At 40.3% G+C, this 19,772-nt stretch carries 17 protein-coding genes; 6 read left to right on the top strand and 11 right to left on the bottom strand.

From position 1 onward, the window contains the following. Window positions 1-291 precede the first annotated feature (291 nt). Window positions 292-675: a hypothetical protein gene (locus tag HWQ38_RS30750; RefSeq protein ID WP_292801429.1), complete on the top strand. Its 384-nt coding sequence runs from the start codon at window positions 292-294 to the stop codon at window positions 673-675. Between the two features lie 93 nt (window positions 676-768). Here the strand turns inward: HWQ38_RS30750 and HWQ38_RS30755 are convergent, their stop codons facing one another. After that, entirely contained in the window at window positions 769-1,332 is a 564-nt protein-coding gene (locus HWQ38_RS30755; RefSeq protein ID WP_292801431.1) for a 3'-5' exonuclease, read from the bottom strand. Between the two features lie 5 nt (window positions 1,333-1,337). Next, complete coding sequence (locus HWQ38_RS30760; protein ID WP_292801506.1) at window positions 1,338-1,772, bottom strand: hypothetical protein; 435 nt, start codon at window positions 1,770-1,772, stop codon at window positions 1,338-1,340. 197 nt (window positions 1,773-1,969) lie between these two features. Between HWQ38_RS30760 and petN the strand changes: the two genes are divergently transcribed. From petN to HWQ38_RS30775, 3 genes are all read left to right on the top strand, one after another. Further along, a complete protein-coding gene (gene petN / locus HWQ38_RS30765) occupies window positions 1,970-2,059 on the top strand; it encodes a cytochrome b6-f complex subunit PetN (RefSeq protein WP_012408302.1) in 90 nt (29 codons plus the stop codon). Between the two features lie 4 nt (window positions 2,060-2,063). Beyond that, window positions 2,064-2,228 carry a hypothetical protein gene (locus tag HWQ38_RS30770; RefSeq protein ID WP_292801510.1) on the top strand — a complete coding sequence of 55 codons (165 nt, stop codon included), beginning with the start codon at window positions 2,064-2,066 and terminating at the stop codon, window positions 2,226-2,228. Window positions 2,229-2,382: 154 nt separating this feature from the next. Beyond that, on the top strand, window positions 2,383-5,142 hold the full coding sequence (locus HWQ38_RS30775) for a GAF domain-containing protein (protein ID WP_292801433.1): 2,760 nt from the start codon (window positions 2,383-2,385) through the stop codon (window positions 5,140-5,142). Window positions 5,143-5,299: 157 nt separating this feature from the next. On the opposite strand, the gene HWQ38_RS30780 is transcribed toward HWQ38_RS30775, so the two are convergent. The 9 genes from HWQ38_RS30780 to HWQ38_RS30820 all read right to left on the bottom strand — a co-directional run bounded on the left by HWQ38_RS30780 (window position 5,300) and on the right by HWQ38_RS30820 (window position 15,374). Continuing rightward, the gene (locus HWQ38_RS30780; RefSeq protein ID WP_292801435.1) at window positions 5,300-5,869 is read right to left on the bottom strand and encodes a hypothetical protein; all 570 of its coding nucleotides are present in this window, start codon (window positions 5,867-5,869) and stop codon (window positions 5,300-5,302) included. A 95-nt stretch (window positions 5,870-5,964) separates the two neighbouring features. After that, window positions 5,965-7,572, bottom strand: a complete 1,608-nt coding sequence (locus HWQ38_RS30785; RefSeq protein ID WP_292801437.1) for a TrbI/VirB10 family protein — start codon at window positions 7,570-7,572, stop codon at window positions 5,965-5,967. Then, window positions 7,569-8,273, bottom strand: coding sequence for a hypothetical protein (locus HWQ38_RS30790; RefSeq protein ID WP_292801439.1), 705 nt, complete (start codon window positions 8,271-8,273; stop codon window positions 7,569-7,571). The genes HWQ38_RS30785 and HWQ38_RS30790 overlap by 4 nt, the downstream gene beginning before the upstream one ends. Before the next feature lie 58 nt (window positions 8,274-8,331). Further along, a complete protein-coding gene (locus HWQ38_RS30795; RefSeq protein ID WP_292801441.1) occupies window positions 8,332-9,156 on the bottom strand; it encodes a hypothetical protein in 825 nt (274 codons plus the stop codon). Window positions 9,157-9,248: 92 nt separating this feature from the next. Then, window positions 9,249-10,298 (bottom strand): hypothetical protein, encoded by a 1,050-nt coding sequence (locus HWQ38_RS30800; RefSeq protein WP_292801443.1) that lies wholly within the window; start codon window positions 10,296-10,298, stop codon window positions 9,249-9,251. A 431-nt stretch (window positions 10,299-10,729) separates the two neighbouring features. Then, on the bottom strand, window positions 10,730-11,575 hold the full coding sequence (locus HWQ38_RS30805) for a hypothetical protein (RefSeq protein WP_292801445.1): 846 nt from the start codon (window positions 11,573-11,575) through the stop codon (window positions 10,730-10,732). A gap of 91 nt (window positions 11,576-11,666) precedes the next feature. Next, a complete protein-coding gene (locus HWQ38_RS30810) occupies window positions 11,667-14,414 on the bottom strand; it encodes a hypothetical protein (RefSeq protein WP_292801447.1) in 2,748 nt (915 codons plus the stop codon). Continuing rightward, window positions 14,368-14,739: a hypothetical protein gene (locus HWQ38_RS30815; RefSeq protein ID WP_292801449.1), complete on the bottom strand. Its 372-nt coding sequence runs from the start codon at window positions 14,737-14,739 to the stop codon at window positions 14,368-14,370. The genes HWQ38_RS30810 and HWQ38_RS30815 overlap by 47 nt, the downstream gene beginning before the upstream one ends. A gap of 14 nt (window positions 14,740-14,753) precedes the next feature. Then, window positions 14,754-15,374: a hypothetical protein gene (locus tag HWQ38_RS30820; protein ID WP_292801451.1), complete on the bottom strand. Its 621-nt coding sequence runs from the start codon at window positions 15,372-15,374 to the stop codon at window positions 14,754-14,756. Window positions 15,375-17,250: 1,876 nt separating this feature from the next. Between HWQ38_RS30820 and HWQ38_RS30825 the strand changes: the two genes are divergently transcribed. Both HWQ38_RS30825 and HWQ38_RS30830 read left to right on the top strand, forming a co-directional pair. Continuing rightward, window positions 17,251-18,537 (top strand): substrate-binding domain-containing protein, encoded by a 1,287-nt coding sequence (locus tag HWQ38_RS30825; protein ID WP_292801453.1) that lies wholly within the window; start codon window positions 17,251-17,253, stop codon window positions 18,535-18,537. Window positions 18,538-19,306: 769 nt separating this feature from the next. Continuing rightward, window positions 19,307-19,735, top strand: a complete 429-nt coding sequence (locus HWQ38_RS30830) for a hypothetical protein (RefSeq protein ID WP_292801455.1) — start codon at window positions 19,307-19,309, stop codon at window positions 19,733-19,735. Window positions 19,736-19,772 lie beyond the last annotated feature (37 nt).

Consider the following 19,772-nt stretch of genomic DNA (forward strand, 5'->3'; position numbering starts at 1 on the left):
GGCTAATGATTAAGAGGCTTGCAGACCCTTCCTAAGATGTCAAATGGGTTCTATATAGCAATCCTAAATCATTCGTGAAAAGTTAGATCCCCGCCTTCTCAAAGAAGTCGGGGATCTGGACAATGATAATTTTCATAAATCAGATAGATTGCTATATATTCCCAACAAAAGAGTGTTATCAACCTAATTCTGATGAAACAGTAATAAGTTGGATCTTTTTCCAAATTACTAGTTAGTTACTCGGCTGTCCAAAATCCAGGTAGTAAAGGCATATAGCAAAAGGTAAATAATATGTATCATGATCCAATGTTGCAAAAAACTGTAGCAGCCAATAGTAATTTACATCAAGTAATCTTGAGTGAAGCAAAAAAGGAGCAATCACAAACGCATGAATTAACTATCCATGATCTAGTGATATCTTTATCTCCTCTTGGCTTTATAATTGGCTGGATAGGTTTTTTCCTAATATGGCGAAAAGTCGAGGCATTTTTAGATGAGAAAATGGTGTTTTCCATCAATGGGTTACAGAAAGTTCCCTGTAAAAAGTGTCGTTTTTATTCCAAGAATCATTATCTAAAATGTGCAGTCAACCCTTCTATTGTTCTCACCGAAGAAGCAATGAATTGCTCCGAATACTCACCCAGTAATCAAAATCAATCATCCAAAAATCCCTAGCTAAGAATAATAATTCTCAAAAGGCTAAAGTCTTAACTTTAAATTTATTTACACATCAAAGTTGGTGTAGTTAACGGGTAAATTTCCCATTATTCAGCTTAGTTTTTTGGTTTTAATATGTCTGTAGATAGCTGCAATGTTGCGGGCATCATCAATACCACGATGGTGTGTGCCTTTTAATTCTATCCCCAACTCATTCAGAGCCTGTGCCATGCCAAATTTTTTAGACACACCAAGATATTCTGAAAATTCATCTTTGATGTTTATGTGTTCTGAAATAAAAGGATAAGGGAAATTATGAAACGCGCAATCTTGAATAAATTGCTTTTTGTCGTAATTGCCCCAAGAACAAAAAATATGATTGGGAAATGAATAAATCCATTCTTTGAAGCAAGAAATTGCCTCTAGAAATTTTGGCGCTTCGTCAACATCTTGCTGCCGAATACTAGTCAATTCTGTGCAAAAACTTGTCAGTTGCGGATGTCTCACAGGTTGGATGAATTGCTGAAACTCTGAATCAATTTCCCCCGTTGCTCTATTGAGCATTACGGCACCGATTTCAATGATTTCCATTTTGTGACGGGGAATTGTCCCACTGTCACAGCACGTAGCCTCCAGATCGACTATCAGATAATAGTCGGATATTTTAGTTTTCATATAATTTAAATTGATGAAAAAGGTTTAAGCCAACGGAGTTGAATAGCGATATCAACAGCGAACGCAGCTATTCCAAACCACAATACACTTTCAAAAGCCAACACCACAAAAGGCAAAATTGTGCTATGAGAATTCCACCCAAGTTCTATCTGAGTTAATCCGCGTACCAAGCCAAAGGCCAGCACACCCCCAGCTTTGAGTTGCGGATTTTTATCTGAGCGGATGATATAGCGGTAGGTGACACCAAATAGCAAGCCTGAGAAAAAAGCGATCGCACCACTCACCCACAAGTGCCAGTTAACATCACTTTGCAGACTTGCCAGTGTCTGAAAATATTTTGCGAGTACTAAAGTATTCAAAAAACTAGCGATTGCAAAAGCGAAACACAAAGATAAACCCCCAATTATTCCAGCTTTCAGGGATTCTAGGCGTTCTGCCATCAGTTGAATGTCTGAAGTTTCGTTCACTTTATATTTTGATTGGGCAGTAGGGATTGGGCAAAACAGTTACGAGTTAAGAGTTATGAATAAAGAAGTGAGATTCCCCACTTCTTTACTATTATTTTCCACTCCCCAATGCCCACTTCCCAGTATGATAAATATTAGAAACCTTTTGTAATTATTTTAAAAGTGGGAGTATGGAGATTTTGACACTAGGTTGGGTATCACTGTTAGTTGTGTTCACTTGGTCAATTGCAATGGTAGTCTGGGGACGTAACGGACTGTAGAGGCATGTTGGAAAGTCCATTTTTGAGTATTTTGACTTTAGTTGCTGTAGTGCTGCTGGTAGTAGTCACTGGTGGTATTGGTTATTTGACCGTGGCAGATTGGCGCGATCGCCGTCGTCGAGAGGAAGAGAAACGCACCACCCGCAGCGCCCCTCCTAAGCGGCGGTAATTCTCTCGTAGTTGAAAATTCTTTTTGTAGGGACACGATAATATTGTGTCCCTACATTATTTTATATGGCATTTAAAGGAAATAATTGTTACCTTTCTACTATCTAGGGGAATTATAAGATAGAAGACTTTCAATATTTAAAATCTGACTGGCAATGGAAAACGCCTCTACTATACAACCAAATTCAGAGCAGCAAGAATCTGATTTAGATATGACATTATCGCTGCGTCAGAATAAGCAACAAAAAGCCTTGTCTGGCGTTGTTGCCCGCATTCGTGAGTCTCTAGACATAGAAACTATCTTCAAAATTACAGTCACTGAAGTACGCCAGCTTCTGAAAACTGATCGGGTTGGTGTGTTTCGTTTTTATCCCGAATTGGGATGGGAAGGGGAATTTATCTATGAGGATGTGGGAGCAGAATGGGGTTCGGCACTAGCAGGAAAAGTGGACAACCACTGCTTTGCTGCGGAATTTGCAGCACTATATCAGCAAGGTCGGATTAAAGCAATGGCTGATATATATCAAGCTAGTATCAGTGATTGTCACGTCCAAATGCTAGAAAGATTCCAGGTACGTGCCAATATAACTGCCCCTTTAATGAAAGGTAAAGATTTATGGGGATTGGTGTGTATTCATCAGTGTAGTAGTCCTCGCGAATGGGAAGCATCAGAAATTGAGTTTGTGCAATTAATCGCCGAACATCTGGGAGTTGCCTTGCAGCAAGCAGATTACCTGGAACAAGTGAAATTACAATCAGCACAATTAGCACAAGCAAAAGCCAGAGAAAAAGCAGCAGTATGGCAGAAAACTATAGCCATAACCATTGAGAAAATTCGTCAATTCCTAGACTTGGAAAGCATTTTCCATACAAGCACCGCAGAACTTAGGCAGCTGCTAAATGCTGACCGCGTGGCTATTTATCGCTTTAATTCCGATTGGAGTGGTGAATTCGTGTTTGAATCAGTGGCAGAGGGTTGGGTCTCCCTGATGGAGCAGCAATTACATCGGCCGGAATTGAAAGAAAACGTCAGCGAATGTAGCGCCAAAGATTTAGCTAAACCCCCAGTCGCTGATACCTACTTACAAGATACACAGGGTGGTAGCTTCGGTAGGTGTGAAGTTTACCGTGTTTGTAATGATATTTACAGTGCAGACTTTAGCGACTGCTACATTAAAACCTTAGAGATATATCAAGCAAGAGCTTATGTGATCATTGCCATTTACCACGGTCAGAATCTCTGGGGCATGCTAGCAGTGTACCAGAACGCCCGAAGCCGTGATTGGGAAAAAGATGAGGTTTACTTTCTTACCCAAGTTAGCAGCCAATTGGGGGTAGCATTACAGCAAGCTGAGTCATTGAAACAGGTGCAGGTGCAAGCCCAAAAACTGGCTAAAGCCGCCGAACGAGAACGGAAAGCAGCTCAAAGGGAGAAGGCGTTATTTGCAACAGTAGAGAAAATTCGCCAGTCTCTTGATATTGCCACCATCTTTGCTACCAGTACAGAAGAAGTTCGACGGCTATTAGAAGTCGATCGAGTCACAATCTATCGATTCGGGGCTGATTGGAGTGGGGAATTTGTTGCTGAGTCTTTAGCGCCAGGTTGGACACCAGTAAAGGAAATTATATCTGCGATGTTTACGATGGTCACTGAGCCCTTCGACAAGCTCAGGGTAACACCTGCGCCGTTCGCGCAGCGTCTCGTAGAGAAGGGTCGAAGTGCGGGCGACGCCACAGCAGATGATTACTTGCAAAAAAACCAAGTTAGAGACTTTGCTAATGGTCAAACTCTTGTTATTAAGGATATTTATAGCACCGATTATTCTATTCCATATATTGCACTAATCGAGCGAATGGAGGCTAGGGCATATATGATTGTGCCGATTTTTCTGGGGGAGAAACTCTGGGGATTACTAGCAGCTTACCAAAATATCAAACCCCGTGATTGGCAAGAAGATGAAATAGATTTGCTGATGCAGATTGGGACTCAGTTAGGGGTAGGACTTCAGCAAGCGGAATTACTCGAACAAACTCAACGTCAAAAAGAAGAAATCACCCAGACTCTAAAAGAATTACAGCGCACTCAGAGCCAGTTGATTCAAAGTGAAAAGATGGCAGGCTTAGGGCAGTTAGTTGCTGGTGTAGCACATGAAATTAACAACCCAATTAGTTTTATTTACGGCAACATCACTTATGTTAATGAACATACCGAAAATTTATTTAAATTATTGAAACTCTATCACAAAGAGTATCCTAAGGCAACAGGAGAAATTCAAAAGCAAGCAGCAGCAGTGGATTTAGATTTCATTAGTGATGACTTGCCCAAAATTCTTGCTTCAATTAAAATGGGGGCAAATCGGATCTCTCAATTAGTCTTGTCGTTACGAATTTTTTCTCGACTTGACGAAGCAGGAATAAAGGCTATTGACCTTCATGAAGGCATCGACAGTACTTTGCTAATTTTACAACATCGACTGCAATCACAGTCTAATTCTTTTGCGATTGAGGTAGTTAAGCAATATGGTGAATTACCTCCAGTAGTGTGCTATGCAGCCCAGATGAATCAAGTATTTATGAATATTCTTAACAATGCGATCGATGCACTGGAAAACTCAGCAACTAGTGGAAAAATAATTGACAATCCGAAAATTTGGATTCGTACAGAAGTTATAGAAGGGGATACTATTCTGATTTGGATTGCTGACAATGGTTGTGGAATTCCAGAGATGACGCGATCGCGCATTTTTGAACCTTTCTTTACCACCAAACAACCTGGACAAGGTACTGGTTTGGGGTTATCTATTAGCTACCAAATTATTGTGGAAAAACACGGCGGTAATATCAAGTGTGTTTCTGAACCTGGTAACGGCTGTGAGTTCTGGATAGAAATTCCGATGAAACGGACAGTTAGTTAAAAAATAGGCGATGCCTTCTCTACGAGACGCTACGTGAACAAAGGGTTTTGCCTACCCTGTTTTAACGAAGTTAGGACTTACGCAGTGAAAAGCTGAAACCTCGATCCCCCCTAACCCCCCTTAAAAAGGGGGATCTGAAAAGCCCCCTTTTTAAGGTTTATTGTCCAACTCTCGCACATGATCCTTCCTGACCAGAATCGGGAAAAATGGCTAAAGTGTGATATTCCGGGTTATCTGTTCCATATAGCACTCGAAAAGTATACAACTTGTTTTTACCTTGCCCTTCGGTAACAACTGTTAAAAGTGTATTGCTAGTAGGAGGAAGTCCAGGAATGTCCAGTTTCGCAATCCGTCTGAGTTGAATTACATTCGCTGCGGAGTTTTTACAATCTCCTCCACTAGCATTAGCTTGTTGACCAAACTGCATACATACCGGCCCATCAAAATCTATAGTTACCTGTGATGGATCGTTTAACCAAACTTTTTTAATTACTTCTCCAGCCGGAATAAAGCTTAAGTTTGTTCCTTCTTGATACCAAATTTTGATCGTAGGTGTTGCTCCCCCTAAACCCTGTGCTTGGCAGGAAAACATGGAACGCAGAACGGCATTATTAGCTACAGCACGGTCTACTAACAAGAACATAGCAACCGAGAAAATTAAGGAAGCTATAGGTAGGAAATAAGAATTATGTGGGGTATTTCCTGACAATTTAGGGTTATTTTTCATGGTTGCAAATGTGGAGATCCCAAAGATGGAAATAAAACTAATTACCAATTACCATTACCCAATCCAAAATCTAAAATTAGTATAAATCCTACCTCCTAAAGCTCCGTTGCTTGATTAACATATATTTCAACATTTGTGCCTGCTGGCAAAAACCAAACACCATTTTGTTGTGACATTTGGGCGATCGCCTGTTGATTACGTTGGGCAATTTGGGGTACTACAGAGTTTAAACCACCTTCTGCAACCCCAGCTAAAAGGTTGCGTCTGGGTTCACTGACAGTAGTAATAGTTGTGCTGCTAGTGGTTGTGCTGCCAGGGGTGCTGCCAGGGGTGCTGCCAGTGGTGGCGCTGTTGGGGGTGGTACTACTAGTAGTAAGTGGTACGAATTGAGTATCAGGGAGATTTACTAACTCTGCTGCTTTACTAATACCTCCCAAAACGAATAGTCCTGCATCCATTGATGCTATGGACGAACCTTGACTGGGATATTTATTTGCGATTAAAGGTTTACCTTGAGTACCGCGAATAATAATTGCATTGTTAGGTAAGCTTTGTTCTGTAAGGTTGCCATTATTTTTCGAGATCATTTTAACTACGTTCATCTGCAAAAGACCTTGTTCGGAAAGGGAACCAACTTCAGCTAGAAATTCGGTGTTTGCAGGTACAGCGATCGCACCATCTGTAGATTTTAAAGGTTCTTGCAATCGGATCACAAATACATTTTTCTGTTCGTTTCCTTCATTACCACCGTTTGACTTAGTAGATTCCCCAAATATCGCTGTCGCCAACACAGCTTTAGCACTAGTGCCGACTGGTACGGTTTTCTGTCCCTGCGGTTGCGCTTGGCTCACCACAGGAGTGGTTTGGTCAGGATTGGGGCTTGGTTTCTGTTCCTGCGCCGGCGTATTTGGAATTTCAGGAGCAGCTGCGATCGCTTGATTGGTAGCATTTACTTGACCATAGCTACCTAACTTTGCTAACCTTGTCCACTCTTCAAGCGGGCTTGGTGGAGTTATATTGACTACCGGTTGAGCGTTTGGCGTGACAACTGGTAGCTGGGGTGATAGCGAAGGTTGAGAAGCAGGTACTTTAACGATGCGCTCAACTGTTATGGGCCGAGGTACGTAAACTGTTGGTGCAGGTGTGGGTATCACTTTCGGTATATCTCTGGAAGGAACTGACGGTTGTTGTAACGCTACTGGCGGCGTTGATTTGGCAATTCTGAGCTGTTGTTGGGCGGCTTTTACCAACTGTGCTTGTTCAGTCAGGGCTAATTTCGTTTTCAGACTATCTACTTCAGATCCTAGCTGTTGAGAGCTAGATTCATTAGTTGGCTGCGATCGCGCTTCTGGAGAAACAATATTTTTTGGTTTTTGACTGCTGCTACTCATCAACTTGGACAAAAACACACCACCGACTAAAACTATCAATAAGGTAGCAGCCCCTACCAAAGCTAACTTTGCAAAGGGATTAGATGAGAAGGCTTCCTTAGTCTGAACTTGTTGCGGTTGAGAAAGAAACTCTTGCCCCGTTACAGAGTTTTCTGATCCTGGGATATCAGTAGAAGATTCTTCTTCAAAGCCGACCAACCTTGACATCTGTGATTCCCAATCTAAAGATTCTACTTTTGGTTGGCCATCATCGGTGGTTAGAGTAAATCCATTTTGGGGAGGCGTTTCCGTAGGAATTGAGTATCTAGTCATGGTAGAGCTTTGGTTGGATTTGCAGAACAATTTTGATCTTGAATTTCACATACATTATAAATTTCTAGTCTGGCTTGACCAAGGCGGTAAGCTGCGAAGTGCAACGGTAGGGCTGCATTTGGTAGTGAAGGTGTTGGTTGATCTATAGCTCTAACTAAAATTTGTTTATTAAAGGAAACTGATTTTCCCAACTTATCATAACTGCTAAAAACTAATTGATTGGCAACTATATTCACTTTCCACTTTCCATTGTCTATTTCTGTAGGTTGAGAAATTTTTTGAATTACTAATACATTCTCTGCTCCTCTATTAACATTTTCAAATTGGCTATCTGGATTTAAGTTAGTAATTTCTGACTTAAGTTTTTGTTTAAAATCATCAGCTACCAGTTGCGAGGTAATTTCCCAGACTTGTATTGGTGGCTGTTGTTCTGACCAAGTAAGCATTAAGGTCATTGTTTCACCCACAAAGCGGCGAATCGCCTCTGGTTGCCGCTCTAAATTTGGTTGGGGGTCTACGGTTATAGTGTGACCATCAACAAGTTGCACTAAACTTTGAGGTGTGAGTTGCCTACTTAACTGTTGTAACATAGACCCGTTAAATATTAATAAAAGCAAGGTAAATAGATGTAAACCAAATGTTCCTACTACCAACACTGGTAAAGGGCTATTTGTCCTATTTTCTGGTTTGAGTAATTGCATTGATAATTAATTAAATAAATTGAACTATCAGCCAGTGAACTAGAAATCGATTAATCGATTATTTAATAAAGCTATCAGATGTTTGTCCAGAACCGCATTGTCTGAATTTATCTTCGTTCAGGTTGTTGTAGCCATCTAGCAAACATAAGTTACGAATTTCATAAATTTCTAGTCTATCAGCGCGGACACTATAAATTGCTTTTTGCAGGTTTGTGCCACTGTCGGCTTGCGGATTGGCGAAATAATCTGTTGCACGTACCAGGAACTCTTTGTTAAAAGGAGTTATAAGCTTTGCACCACCAACTCGGTTTTTTTGAATTAAGTCGGCTACCATCCCCACTCGCCACTTACCGGGTGCAATTTGTTTTGGCGGATCAACCCGCTTAATAACTAATTGTGATGTCATCGCTTGGTTGGGATTTTCAGAGAAAACTTCTGGCGGTGTCATTTCTGCAACTGTGGTTAAGAAACCTTTGCGAAAATCTTCTGATAAAGCAAAACTAGCTATCCAACTGGTGGTGCTAATTTTTTGGCTACTCCCTTGAGGTGTTTGAATAAGAATTCCTAAATCTGATTTTGGGTTTGCAAGTTCTTCAATAGTTTGTGCTGGTAAGGTTCCAGACCAGCTAAACATTGAGATCATCGTTTTGCTGATGAATTGGCGAATTGCTTCTGGATCTCTTGCTAAATCATCAATATTAGCTACTGGTTTACCATCGATTAATTGCACAAAGTTGGGAGATTTTCTCAGACTGAGTTGACGAATATTTATCCCTTGGAATAAGAATAAAAGTAAAACTAATATATGTAAACTGAAGCTGGCGATCGCAAAAATTGTCAAAACACTTGCCGTTCTTTGTCTTTTTTCCAGTAAACGCACCATTTACTCACCTCCTTCTGCAAAAAACTTCAGCTATTGTATATAATCAGCAGTCAGCACACTTGCCAAAATTGAGTTTATTCATTTTTCATTTCTTATATCCTCTCATTTACTAAAGAAGCCGTATTACTGATCGCACTGAAGACTGCAAAACCGCCAGCAGCAGCCACAAGTAAAGATACAATTGGTGCTAAAATTCCCAGAAAAATTATGAACCACATTAAGTCTGGATCAACACTAGCATTTTGACCTGGCCCATTCACAATAACTGCGGCAGTTAGCACAGCAATAATATTGAATGAAATCTTGGCGATTCCAATAGATAAAAATCCGGTCAGCCATGCAAAGATTGGTTTCCCAGCGACAGGCAGTAAAGAACCACCTACAGCCAGGGGGCCTAAAGCTGCTATCAGCAACATCGTAACTTCTATCAAATTCTGGAAGGCATATTGTAAGGAAACTAAAAAGTTTTTGATACTTGTTTGGACTGTAGAACCTAACAAAGAATTAAATGAGGTTTCTGATACAATGCCAGTGCCGTATCTGATATTATCTACCTTAGTTTGTAGTCTATTTATCCAGCTTTTATTTCCGTATATCTCTCTATATTTTCGCCAGAGAACGTTGACTTTTTCGGCAGCTTTGATAAAGCATTGACTTTGTTGTTCGCCAGTAAGCGATTGGCAAGGGCGCAGAAAAGAGCCAGCGACTTCTTCGGCAACACTCATATTCAGTGCTTGCTGGTATGTTTTATTCGCATCTGCTGTTACCAATACTTGCTGATTCACAGTGTTTAGAAAATTCCGCACTCCTAGAGTCAGATTAGAAAGAATACTTCCATTGCCTGAATTACTTAAGAGAAGCACCACAATAAAAGGCCAAATTAAGGCTGATATGGGACGGGTATATTCGTAGGATATTAAGTCTTTGAGGAATTGTACCATAAAAAATAACAGGGTTCCTACTGCAAAAAAAATACCCAGATTTGTCAGCGCTCCATACAAGTTATTACTGGTATTATTTTGTAATAAATCCAGCCATTGTTTGTCCCAACCTTGGGCAACACTTTGGGAAGTTGCCGCACCATTATCGATAATCTGATCAATGCCTACTTGGCCAAAAATTAGTTGAATAGCAAGTTGCATTTTGATTTAATGGGCTATTTTTTTAGATTTCATAGGGTGCGTTAGGAACATAACGCACCATCTCGGATGCTTTCGGTGGGTTTGCGACAGCGTAACGCACCTTACCAAACTGTTTTTTAGATTTCCTATTGGTTTGGAAAAAGTTTAGAGGATATTTTAAAAGTCCTCTTGTCGGTAGTAAAACGTTCTAGATCCCTCTAAATCCACGCCACGTGCTTCTCCCAAGGGGAGACGCTGCGCGAACAAGTCGGGAAACCCGCCCAACGCAGTGGCTCCCCTTAAAAAGGGGGACTTTGATTCCGGTTCCCCACTTTTTAAGGGGGCTAGGGGGGATTAATAAGTCCCTCAAATCACAGGCAACCACTTTTCAAACAACCTCTTAAGGATTTTAAAACTTGTCTAGAAAATTAGAGTTTTTTTATCCTCAAATCCTACTTATAAACTTTTCTCCCAAACAAATCCAGTTGAGAAGTAGCTCGTAAAAGCCGCGCCGCTTCTGTAGATGTTTCTACTCTCCGAGCGCGATTCGCCTCTTCTGTCTGCTGAGAAATGTTTGCTAAATTTAAATTAGAATATTGTAAAGACTGATTCGTTTGTATTGTCTGAGCAAATGTTTCACCGACAATTTGTGATTGTGCCTGTTGAATCTTAATACTTTCCAATTGAGTAGCACCTATTAATTGTGATAAAGCCGAAATAGCACCAGTAGTTGCAATATCTCCAGCAGTAGCAGCTACACCAGAAGGAGTTGTAGGAATTAAACTGCGAGCTTTATCAATAAATCCTTGGCTCCCTACCTCCGCCTGGTCGGTAATATCGGCAATATTTTTTAGTGTATTTTCAGTATTTTCTAACTTTATTTTTGTCCGAATTTGTCCATTTTTACCAAGAACACCTACCGCGACTCCACGGGTAATTACACGATTGAGTTCATTACTAACTAAATTTCCCCGTACTGCTGAATTATTTTCAAAGCGGGTTGATTTAGAGTCTGAATTATAAGAGTAGTTAATCAAATTATCACGAACCGTTTTTCCCGCAGCGACGGGGTTAGGTAGATTCAAGTCTCCTTTGGCATTACTTAAAGCATTTTGACTTTGTACTTCTACAGGCTTTAAGTTGTCGCTGAGATTATATTGAAGGTAATCTTGCAAATCTGTGGAGTATGATTTAAAATCAGTCCAAACCTGGCCTAATCCGCTCGTCTGAACTTGTGCCATTGCTGGTAGGATTGCCAGGAATAGTAACGTTAAAGTGAAAATGGTAGTTTTTTGCATACATTTGTGCTTGAAAAAGGTAGATGAAATTAAGCTTTTTAACTATGATTTATAACTTTTTGAATCATTGTTAACTGCTTACATAACCCGATTAACTACTACGTAAATTCGCCACTAACTGACGTGCAAATGCAGAAATTGCTTCATATTTATTGCTATGAGTTTGCATCATTTTGCTACGTGCAGTTTGTTCAGAGGGGTTATTTGCAACTGCCGCCAATTGTTCGTAACCTGGATAGTAACGGCAGAATGTATAAATACCGTTATCATCTAGCAGCCATTGGCTATAAACACCTTCTTTACGCGGAAAAAAGCTTTCTGAGGCATTACGAGAAATAATTTGGCGGGGATATTTTAATATCTCTGCAAAACTATCCACTGCAACTGGCTGAATGCGTCCAATCAATCGTGTTGTCAGGTTTTGCAAAATTTTAGATGCAGCTTTAGATTTGGCAATGGTATCAGGATCTTGTCCTGATAAAATGACTCTAATCCCAGCTTTTGCGCCGTTGGCACAAATTCTACCAACTAAGTCAGAAATTTGCTCGAATTCAAATAGAATTGGTGCTTCGTCAATAAAGAATATGGAAGCTGGGCTGCTAAGTGCGCGTCGTAGTGCGGCTGAATAGGCACTCAAAGATAATACGGCTGCATCTTCACTATCTGATAGATTTCTGAGCGCAAAAACTAAAAGTTGTGCATCGGTAGGAAAGCTGGATGGTGCAGAAATGGCTTGTCCCACACGACTAGAAAGCCAAAACCGCAAGCGCAGTTGAATTTGACTGAGGGCGTCTTCTACTCTGCCACTTAAAGAATCTAGCTGCAAGTGATCTGGTGAGCAGAAAAAGAGAAAATCTTTTAAGGTAGGGGTTTTCTGCCAAGCAAGAGTGCCAAATCCTCCCGCCATCGCCTGTCGATATCGCTCTTTGATGCCCTCATCTGCAAAAAACGCTTCTAATGCTAAGTTGAGCAGCGATCGCACGGTTTGCGATAAAATTTGACTTTCAGCGGATGATCCTAAAACCATTGTCATCAAAGCTGATTCTAGGAAGCCAGTATAATCGTTAAAGCGATCGCGCTGTTGTTCTGGTTCTAGCCATCGTAAGTCTGGCTGTTCAAATAAGTTATTCGACTGTTTGGAGATATCAAAATACGCTCCATTCCCCTCCATAAACTCTGTGTAGTCAGTGAAAGTAGATGTACCATCAGGTTTGGGGAAATCTAACGCCACTACCGGAATGCCATGCGCCAAAGCCTGAGTTAAAATTCCTGATACCAACACCGATTTACCCGCACGAGTTGTCGCAAACAAAGCTAAATTTTTGTGTTGATTAAATAAATCTAAATGTACGGGTGTTCCGCCTTCTTCAGCAATCAACTCAAAGCCTTGTTTATCACCTCTTTTAGTTAAAACTAAAGGCATTAATCCCGGAACTTCACTTGTTAAATATAGCTGGCGACGATTGAAGGGTGTGGCTAACAAACCCTCCCAAACTATCGGTAGAGTTTGCAGCCAAATTTTCCAGGCGTACTCAGTTTCTCTAATTACTTTTGCTGGACGTTGAAAACAGTTTTCAATATATCTTGTTGCCTCATCTAATCCTTCTACAGTTGGACGATGTACTAAAATGACGACACTCGTATAAATTGGGACTGCACCTTCAAATAATTGTTCTTGGGCTGCTACCGATTTCTTTAACTTTAATTGAGCATTAACATCAATAGTTTTACTTTTTTCTTGAGCCATAATTGTTGTCATGTTTGACTGCTTCAGCACTCGTTGCAGAGTAGTTTTCACCATTGCTGGATTTGCCGCAGTCAGCTCACAAAAAATCTCTGTATCTACTACTCTTTCTCTCGCCAACAATTCCCATAAATAGCGCAGTTGGGTAGATTTATTTGACCAACCTCCGGGTTTTTCGAGAAATGACAGTGCGCCAATATAATTATTGTTAACATTAACCCAGCGCCGATCGGCACAAGGTATGCTAGACTCCATCAGCAAAGTTGTGCCGTGGATATTATCTATAAGCAGTTTTGTACTAGCTAAATCGGAATTAACTTGTTCGTGTAGTCCTTGTTCATCTAAAGTCATTAACTGGGGAATATCTATTGGATCTGTATCATTAAACCTTTTCCAGATTTCCTCCCAGAGTTCCTCAGCTTTCAAAGGCTTGACATCCAATCCCATTTGGTTAGATAAAATTTGTTCCCAACGCAGAAAACCCTGTTTGTAAGCATTTGTGATCAGGGTTTCAATGCGCTGGTTTTCTATTTCTGAGAGTTCCCCTTTGAATTTCAACCACCATGATTCGGCTCTCACCAAAAGCTTCTCTATCCAATCATCTCCATTTTTGGAGTTGGATTCAATGGTGTAAGTGACATAAATCCGCAAAAATTTTGGCTTACGAATACCAGCAATCGTTAGTTCTTTGAGCCTAGCTCTTTCCGCCATCAACAAATATTTGATATCTCGTGATGGCGTATTTTTTATTAATGATGCTAATTCTTTTTGGCGCTCTTTGTCTGAACTAAAAGATCCCAAATGCAGTGTCATTCTTTCACCGCTAGGGATGTCTTTCAATCCAGCTTCAATGTTATTAAAAAGTGTATCGATTTGTTCCGGTCTTAAAGTTGTATGAATTCCCTTACAGTCAAAACCAAAAACAAAGCAGAACCGATCTTTTTGAGTACCTTTTGTCAAAAGGTAAGCGCCAATATCACGTCCATTCATAGCCACACGTAGCATTGTCGCCAAGTGTAAGGCATCTTCAAATGGTGTTAATCTACTTTCATTTCCGGCGACGGCGACGCTTTGTTTTCCGATTTTTTGCTTCATGGTTAACTTCTAGTAAGCTTTGATAACGAGCAAAGCCTCTTGTCCAAGCGGGAACACCAATAAATTTACTTAAAAAGCTCCAACTCCTACCACCAGTTAAGATCCACCAAGTTCCGATTCCCCAACCAGTCATTAGTACTGTCCACAACCATTTTTGAAACTCCTCTTGGAAAATCCCACCAAAAATCCCATTGATAATAAAGTATGAGGCTAAGGCGATTACTGTCCAAGGAAGAATTTGATCGGCAGGAATTGGTCCTAATGAAGGTTGGCTTCCCAGAACTTGATTGACTGGACGAAATTCTTGTTCCCGCTCTTGAGACATTTTAAATATCTGAATTATTTACTGCTATCGCCAATTACAAAGCGTGTGAGTACATCAGCAATGGTAACAGCTACAACGACTAATAGGGGAGTTCTGGCGATGCTTTGCCAATCTTCATCTTTACGCACTGCGTTAATCACACCAACCAAGGAGATTGCAATATAGAGTAAGTAAATTGCCCGTAACACATTAAATATCAAGCTTACTGGTGTGTCACTACCACCAGCATTTGTTCCTGAACCATTTTGTAAGGTTTTTTTGAAAAACTTTTCAGCTTCTCCAAAAAACTGTGCTTGGGCAGGGGCGGCAAAACAGTCTAACCAATATAAACTCAGGACGATCGCTGCTACTAAAATTTGTAATAATACTAGCGATCGCCTTGGTAAATTCACCTGCTCCCCAATTTGCTGGGTGATCACTACAATTAAACTACCAACTAGTAAACAAAAGAGCAGGATAGGACTTTTTAGGCTGATAACGCTTATGAGTACAGCACAAGCAATCAAAAAAGGTACAGATTCAACCAGAATCATCAGGGCGGATTTAAGTCCCAGTCTGAAGTTATGAGATCCTTTGACAGCATTACCAGTTAAAGCTTTGAAAAAGTTTCTCTCGTGAGAACTTTGTCTAGACATTTGCTAATTTTCCTATGGTGTACTATGAGTGTTCGTTGTCTAAAATTTTACAGCCATTTTCAATTTAACATGATTGAACATTCATTTTTAATGAAATTATGAAGTTTGCAGTAAAGTCTTCGATTATATATAAAGTTTTATTAAGTAAAGTTAATAAGATATTAAGTTTTGTTTAAAAGATAAATATGCGTAGTTTTAGAAACTAGGTTTCGAGCTTTAAACCAGAACTGCCAGAGTCCTCCTAAACTTTTTCTATCCCAGCAATTTGGCCTCAATTAGAGGTTGGGGAATCTGGTAGAAACGCCAGACAATGCTTGGCAGCATAGTTACAATTTCTCTAGAAAACATTTTATCCCTCCAAACAACTGTTGTGTAAGGTGTTATCCTTACCTAATGTACTACAAATTAGTACATTAATTGCTACAAAATCGGGCAAGTTGGCAACGCAATGGCTAGAGTATCCCATCTGCAAAGGCTTTTGGGAATACTTTTGGAGATTATATTAGCACTAGAATTCATATCCGCGTTAATCAGTCTACTGTCCATAGAATGAAATATACCACGCTTTATCCTCTTGGCTAGATAATCTCCAAATGTTTACCGGAGATTGCTGAGGGCAAAAGGTTAAAGGGTTTTAACTGACATCTTGCACCATTCTCAATTAGCATCATCGCCCGCCCAGAACTCAAGTTCTGGGCTGATAGCTCAACTCCACGCTTAGTGGACTCAAACTTTTGCTCAGTCTTCTTTAGAAGACTTTAGCTATTAGCCTCAGAATGAATTCTGAGGCGGTTGTTGGAACTGATGCAAGATATCAGTTTTAACCGACTTTAGCTATGAGACTCTTAATTGATTCCCCGGCGGACTAGGGGAGAATCAAATAACCCTGGCATTAAATCACTTTCCCGCTTCCCCCTCTTTTTCATAAATTGGTGAATTATGAAAAACGATACTATCATTTACTCTTGACAGAGAACACCAAATACGCAATATAGATTTTTGGAATTCTAGCTAGATTTTTCAGCTATTTTTTGGGGATGCCTTGCTTGGGTTGCGCCTACGCAACTAATAAAATGCTGAAACAACCTATTTTCGTTGATACATACACTGGTTAATTTGTAAACTGCGTAAAGTTTATTAAATACTTATTAAAACCTCCACAAAAAGCTTAATAAGCAAAACCGAAAGCTTCAGATTTTCCTCTGGTGAATTAATAAAAAAGCGCTACAAAAACCACTTTTTAAACGCCTCTAAATTCCCGAAATATATATAAGTTATTTAATCATTCCATAATCTAATCATGACTTCAGCTTTACCTTAACCTTATATCGTTTATTTGGTTGGCAAACTTTAACAGCTATTAGTTATAGCAGTCCTAAAAGATTTGTGAAATCCTGACTTTCTTTACTTCGCACATTAGCGGTAGCTTCTGGCAAACTGCTGTGCGTTTACATGAAAGAAAGTGGTTTTCATAATTGAGGTAAAATTGCCATCCCAAGTAAGTGGGTAAAATTAAACATGGCTTTTTAAAACGCCATAAGAGACTGAAAATGGGAATTGAGGCATGATTCATAGTACCTAGTAACCACTCCCTTATACTAAAGCCACTGAATGTTTATTTAGACTAACTTACTTTGGAATGTAGAGTTTTTAACTAGAAAATAATCATGTAATAGCGTGGATTAGCAATAGCTTAATGCACTCTATATATTTAATTTGCTCTACATTTTTCAGCGTTTTGTGCAAACTTTTGATTTATTAATAACCTTTATAGAGCCAATCTATTGTGCTTAGAGGTTATTTATAATCGCCAGTTTGACACTTGATTTGGATTTGATATGGTGTTTAACCGGAAATTAATTTCAAGGAGCTTGATATGGGTTTTTATCCTAATCGTCAATTAACCTGTTTGGCAAGTTCAATTTCTGTACTTGTGATCACAACTGGTTTAGTAGTAGGTCAATCTGCTACTCAGAAATCTTTAGCTCAGACCTCCACTTCCCCCGCCCCGACTGGAGTAACATCGATAAATGGTGCAGGTGCAACCAGTATAACTACTTTGTTTGTAGGTACAGGAACAACCTCTCCTCTTGCCCCGAAAGGCTCATGGTTTAACACTTACGGTGTTGGAAATCCTTCAACCCTCAATCCTCCAGGATCAATCAATCCGGCCGTCACATTCAGATATGCTCCGGTTGGTAGTGGCGCAGGGTTAGCAGCTTTTTTAACTCAAACCCCACCACCTGCGGCTGGTGGTACCATCAAAGCCCCAGTCTCTTTTGCAGCTAGTGACGATCCCTTAGTCGGAACAGAAAAAGTTAGTGGCGGTCCCAACGCTGGTATCCCTATCCAAGTGCCTGTGATCACCGTTGGAATTGCGTTAGCTTACAACCCAGCTGGTCTAAATGTACCAGCAGGTGGAATTAAGCTTTCACGAGCTACTTACCTTGGTATTCTTAACGGCAGCATCATAAATTGGAATGATGCCAAAATTAAAGCAGATAACGGCGGCGCAATAATTGCAGTAAATAAGCCCATCGTTGTAGTATATCGTAGTGACTCTAGTGGTACTACTTTTGCTTTAAGCAGTCATCTCAAGGCGGCATTTCCTACATGGAGCAGAGGAGTTGGTAAAAAAAGTATTGCTGGCTCTGTAGCCACAAAACCACCAGCTGATACAGTTGTTTGGCCATCCGGGTCAAAAGCCGCCTCAGGTGGTGGAGCTGTAGCTACCACGATCACCACTACTCCTGGTGCAATTGGTTATGTAGATAGTGCTACACGGTTAGCTAAGAATCTACCGGCTGCTCTGTTACAAAACAAGGCAGGTGCTTACAATAGCATCTCACCAACTACAATTTCAAATGCTTTTGTCGGTGCGACTGACCAAGATGCAAATGCTCGTCGGATTAAACTCGTAGTCACTGATCCAACAGCTGCAAATGCTTATCCGATTGTTACCGCAACTTACGTGGTATTTTATGACAAATACGCAGACGCTAAGGTAGCAACTGGTATTAAAGGATTTATCGGCTGGGCTTTAGGAACTCCTGGTGCAGACAGTATAGCTATAGCTCGTGGATATGCTCCTCTTCCCCCTGCGATTAAAACTCTGTCTAAAGGGGTTGTCAATACTTACGTGGATACTGTTTTGAATCCATAATTGTCAGGACTTACGCAAACAATAGCTGAAATCCTGATTTTTAAGTAGGGGCAATTCGCTTTAGCTGACCGCAGGGTATTGCCCCTAGCGCGTGTAGTTTTGCGTATGTCCCTGGCTTACCTCACCCTCAATCCCTCTCCGATATATTGGAGAGGGAAGCTAGAGACAGGCAGTGTTTTAGCGGTTTCTCTCATTCAACTAGAGATAGTAAATTGAGTAGCCTCAAAGCTTATAAGTAGTAGTTAGTGATGGCGATCGCTCTTAGTTACTGTAGCTAAGAAGTAAAGCGATCGCAGGGGTTGAAGATTGCTTCTCTTCTAGACGCTATGTGAATGAGATGCACCAATTACTCTGAGTGTTTTTCATGTTGCCGGGGTATCAATATTAACTAAAAGACGTTGGGAAAAGTTCAACCGTCAGCTATGTTATAATTAGCTAGTTGAGAAATATTTTCGGTCATGTAACTGATTATATAGACGCCTCTCCGAATCTAAATCTCCACACTCTTTGATTCTGGAGGTGTTTTATGTCACTTTATATGCTCTTAAGAGATATTCAAGCGATAGGTCATAGTCTCAAAGTTAATAAACCTGAGACCTTCAGAGATGTGAGTCTTCAGCATTCCAAAACTTGAAATTTTTAGTGAGTAGAACTGTATTGCAATACCTCGCGTGAAACTGATACATCTCACGCTCAAAAAATGTGCTAAGAAGAATGGACAGTAAAATCTGTCACAAATCCCCACAACATACGGATAGTAGTTGAACTTATGCCAACGGATATAATTACCCGTCCTGAATCCCTCACAGAAGATTGTTTCTTTACTTACGCCCTTGGGACTGATTTGCATGATACTAATTCGACAGCCAAATATTTACGCCGTATTAGGAAAGAAGATAAACCATATATCGACATAGCTGTTTCTCCGAGACCAGGCTATCGGTTTGAGGTTTGCCTGATCCCTGTTGAAGGGTTTGCTCAAGAAACAATATTGACAAAAGATGGATTCGCCAAAGCTTTAGCGATTATTTGTGCTGTATCTAATAAAGCTAGGAAGCGTTTCCCTTCAGGAAATGGACAAGATATAGTCCGGTGTCAATTTAGTAACTTAGCTGATGCAGTGGCTGTAGCTAACAGATTGTCTGCGTTGCCCTCTAGTATGTATGAAACTCTTGCAAAGTTACCAAATGCCTTGTAAGATGACATCCGCTTGAAGATTTATTATTCGGACTGAC

Source organism: Nostoc sp. NMS7 (genome assembly GCF_017115085.1).
Taxonomy (GTDB): Bacteria; Cyanobacteriota; Cyanobacteriia; order Cyanobacteriales; family Nostocaceae; genus Nostoc.

What these genes read in the sequence shown, in the direction of transcription:
- HWQ38_RS30750 (WP_292801429.1), top strand. Translation starts at nt 292, where the DNA reads ATGTATCATGATCCAATGTTGCAAAAAACTGTAGCAGCCAATAGTAAT.
- HWQ38_RS30755 (WP_292801431.1), bottom strand. Translation starts at nt 1,332, where the DNA reads ATGAAAACTAAAATATCCGACTATTATCTGATAGTCGATCTGGAGGCT.
- HWQ38_RS30760 (WP_292801506.1), bottom strand. Translation starts at nt 1,772, where the DNA reads ATGGCAGAACGCCTAGAATCCCTGAAAGCTGGAATAATTGGGGGTTTA.
- petN (WP_012408302.1), top strand. Translation starts at nt 1,970, where the DNA reads ATGGAGATTTTGACACTAGGTTGGGTATCACTGTTAGTTGTGTTCACT.
- HWQ38_RS30770 (WP_292801510.1), top strand. Translation starts at nt 2,064, where the DNA reads ATGTTGGAAAGTCCATTTTTGAGTATTTTGACTTTAGTTGCTGTAGTG.
- HWQ38_RS30775 (WP_292801433.1), top strand. Translation starts at nt 2,383, where the DNA reads ATGGAAAACGCCTCTACTATACAACCAAATTCAGAGCAGCAAGAATCT.
- HWQ38_RS30780 (WP_292801435.1), bottom strand. Translation starts at nt 5,869, where the DNA reads ATGAAAAATAACCCTAAATTGTCAGGAAATACCCCACATAATTCTTAT.
- HWQ38_RS30785 (WP_292801437.1), bottom strand. Translation starts at nt 7,572, where the DNA reads ATGACTAGATACTCAATTCCTACGGAAACGCCTCCCCAAAATGGATTT.
- HWQ38_RS30790 (WP_292801439.1), bottom strand. Translation starts at nt 8,273, where the DNA reads ATGCAATTACTCAAACCAGAAAATAGGACAAATAGCCCTTTACCAGTG.
- HWQ38_RS30795 (WP_292801441.1), bottom strand. Translation starts at nt 9,156, where the DNA reads ATGGTGCGTTTACTGGAAAAAAGACAAAGAACGGCAAGTGTTTTGACA.
- HWQ38_RS30800 (WP_292801443.1), bottom strand. Translation starts at nt 10,298, where the DNA reads ATGCAACTTGCTATTCAACTAATTTTTGGCCAAGTAGGCATTGATCAG.
- HWQ38_RS30805 (WP_292801445.1), bottom strand. Translation starts at nt 11,575, where the DNA reads ATGCAAAAAACTACCATTTTCACTTTAACGTTACTATTCCTGGCAATC.
- HWQ38_RS30810 (WP_292801447.1), bottom strand. Translation starts at nt 14,414, where the DNA reads ATGAAGCAAAAAATCGGAAAACAAAGCGTCGCCGTCGCCGGAAATGAA.
- HWQ38_RS30815 (WP_292801449.1), bottom strand. Translation starts at nt 14,739, where the DNA reads ATGTCTCAAGAGCGGGAACAAGAATTTCGTCCAGTCAATCAAGTTCTG.
- HWQ38_RS30820 (WP_292801451.1), bottom strand. Translation starts at nt 15,374, where the DNA reads ATGTCTAGACAAAGTTCTCACGAGAGAAACTTTTTCAAAGCTTTAACT.
- HWQ38_RS30825 (WP_292801453.1), top strand. Translation starts at nt 17,251, where the DNA reads ATGGGTTTTTATCCTAATCGTCAATTAACCTGTTTGGCAAGTTCAATT.
- HWQ38_RS30830 (WP_292801455.1), top strand. Translation starts at nt 19,307, where the DNA reads ATGCCAACGGATATAATTACCCGTCCTGAATCCCTCACAGAAGATTGT.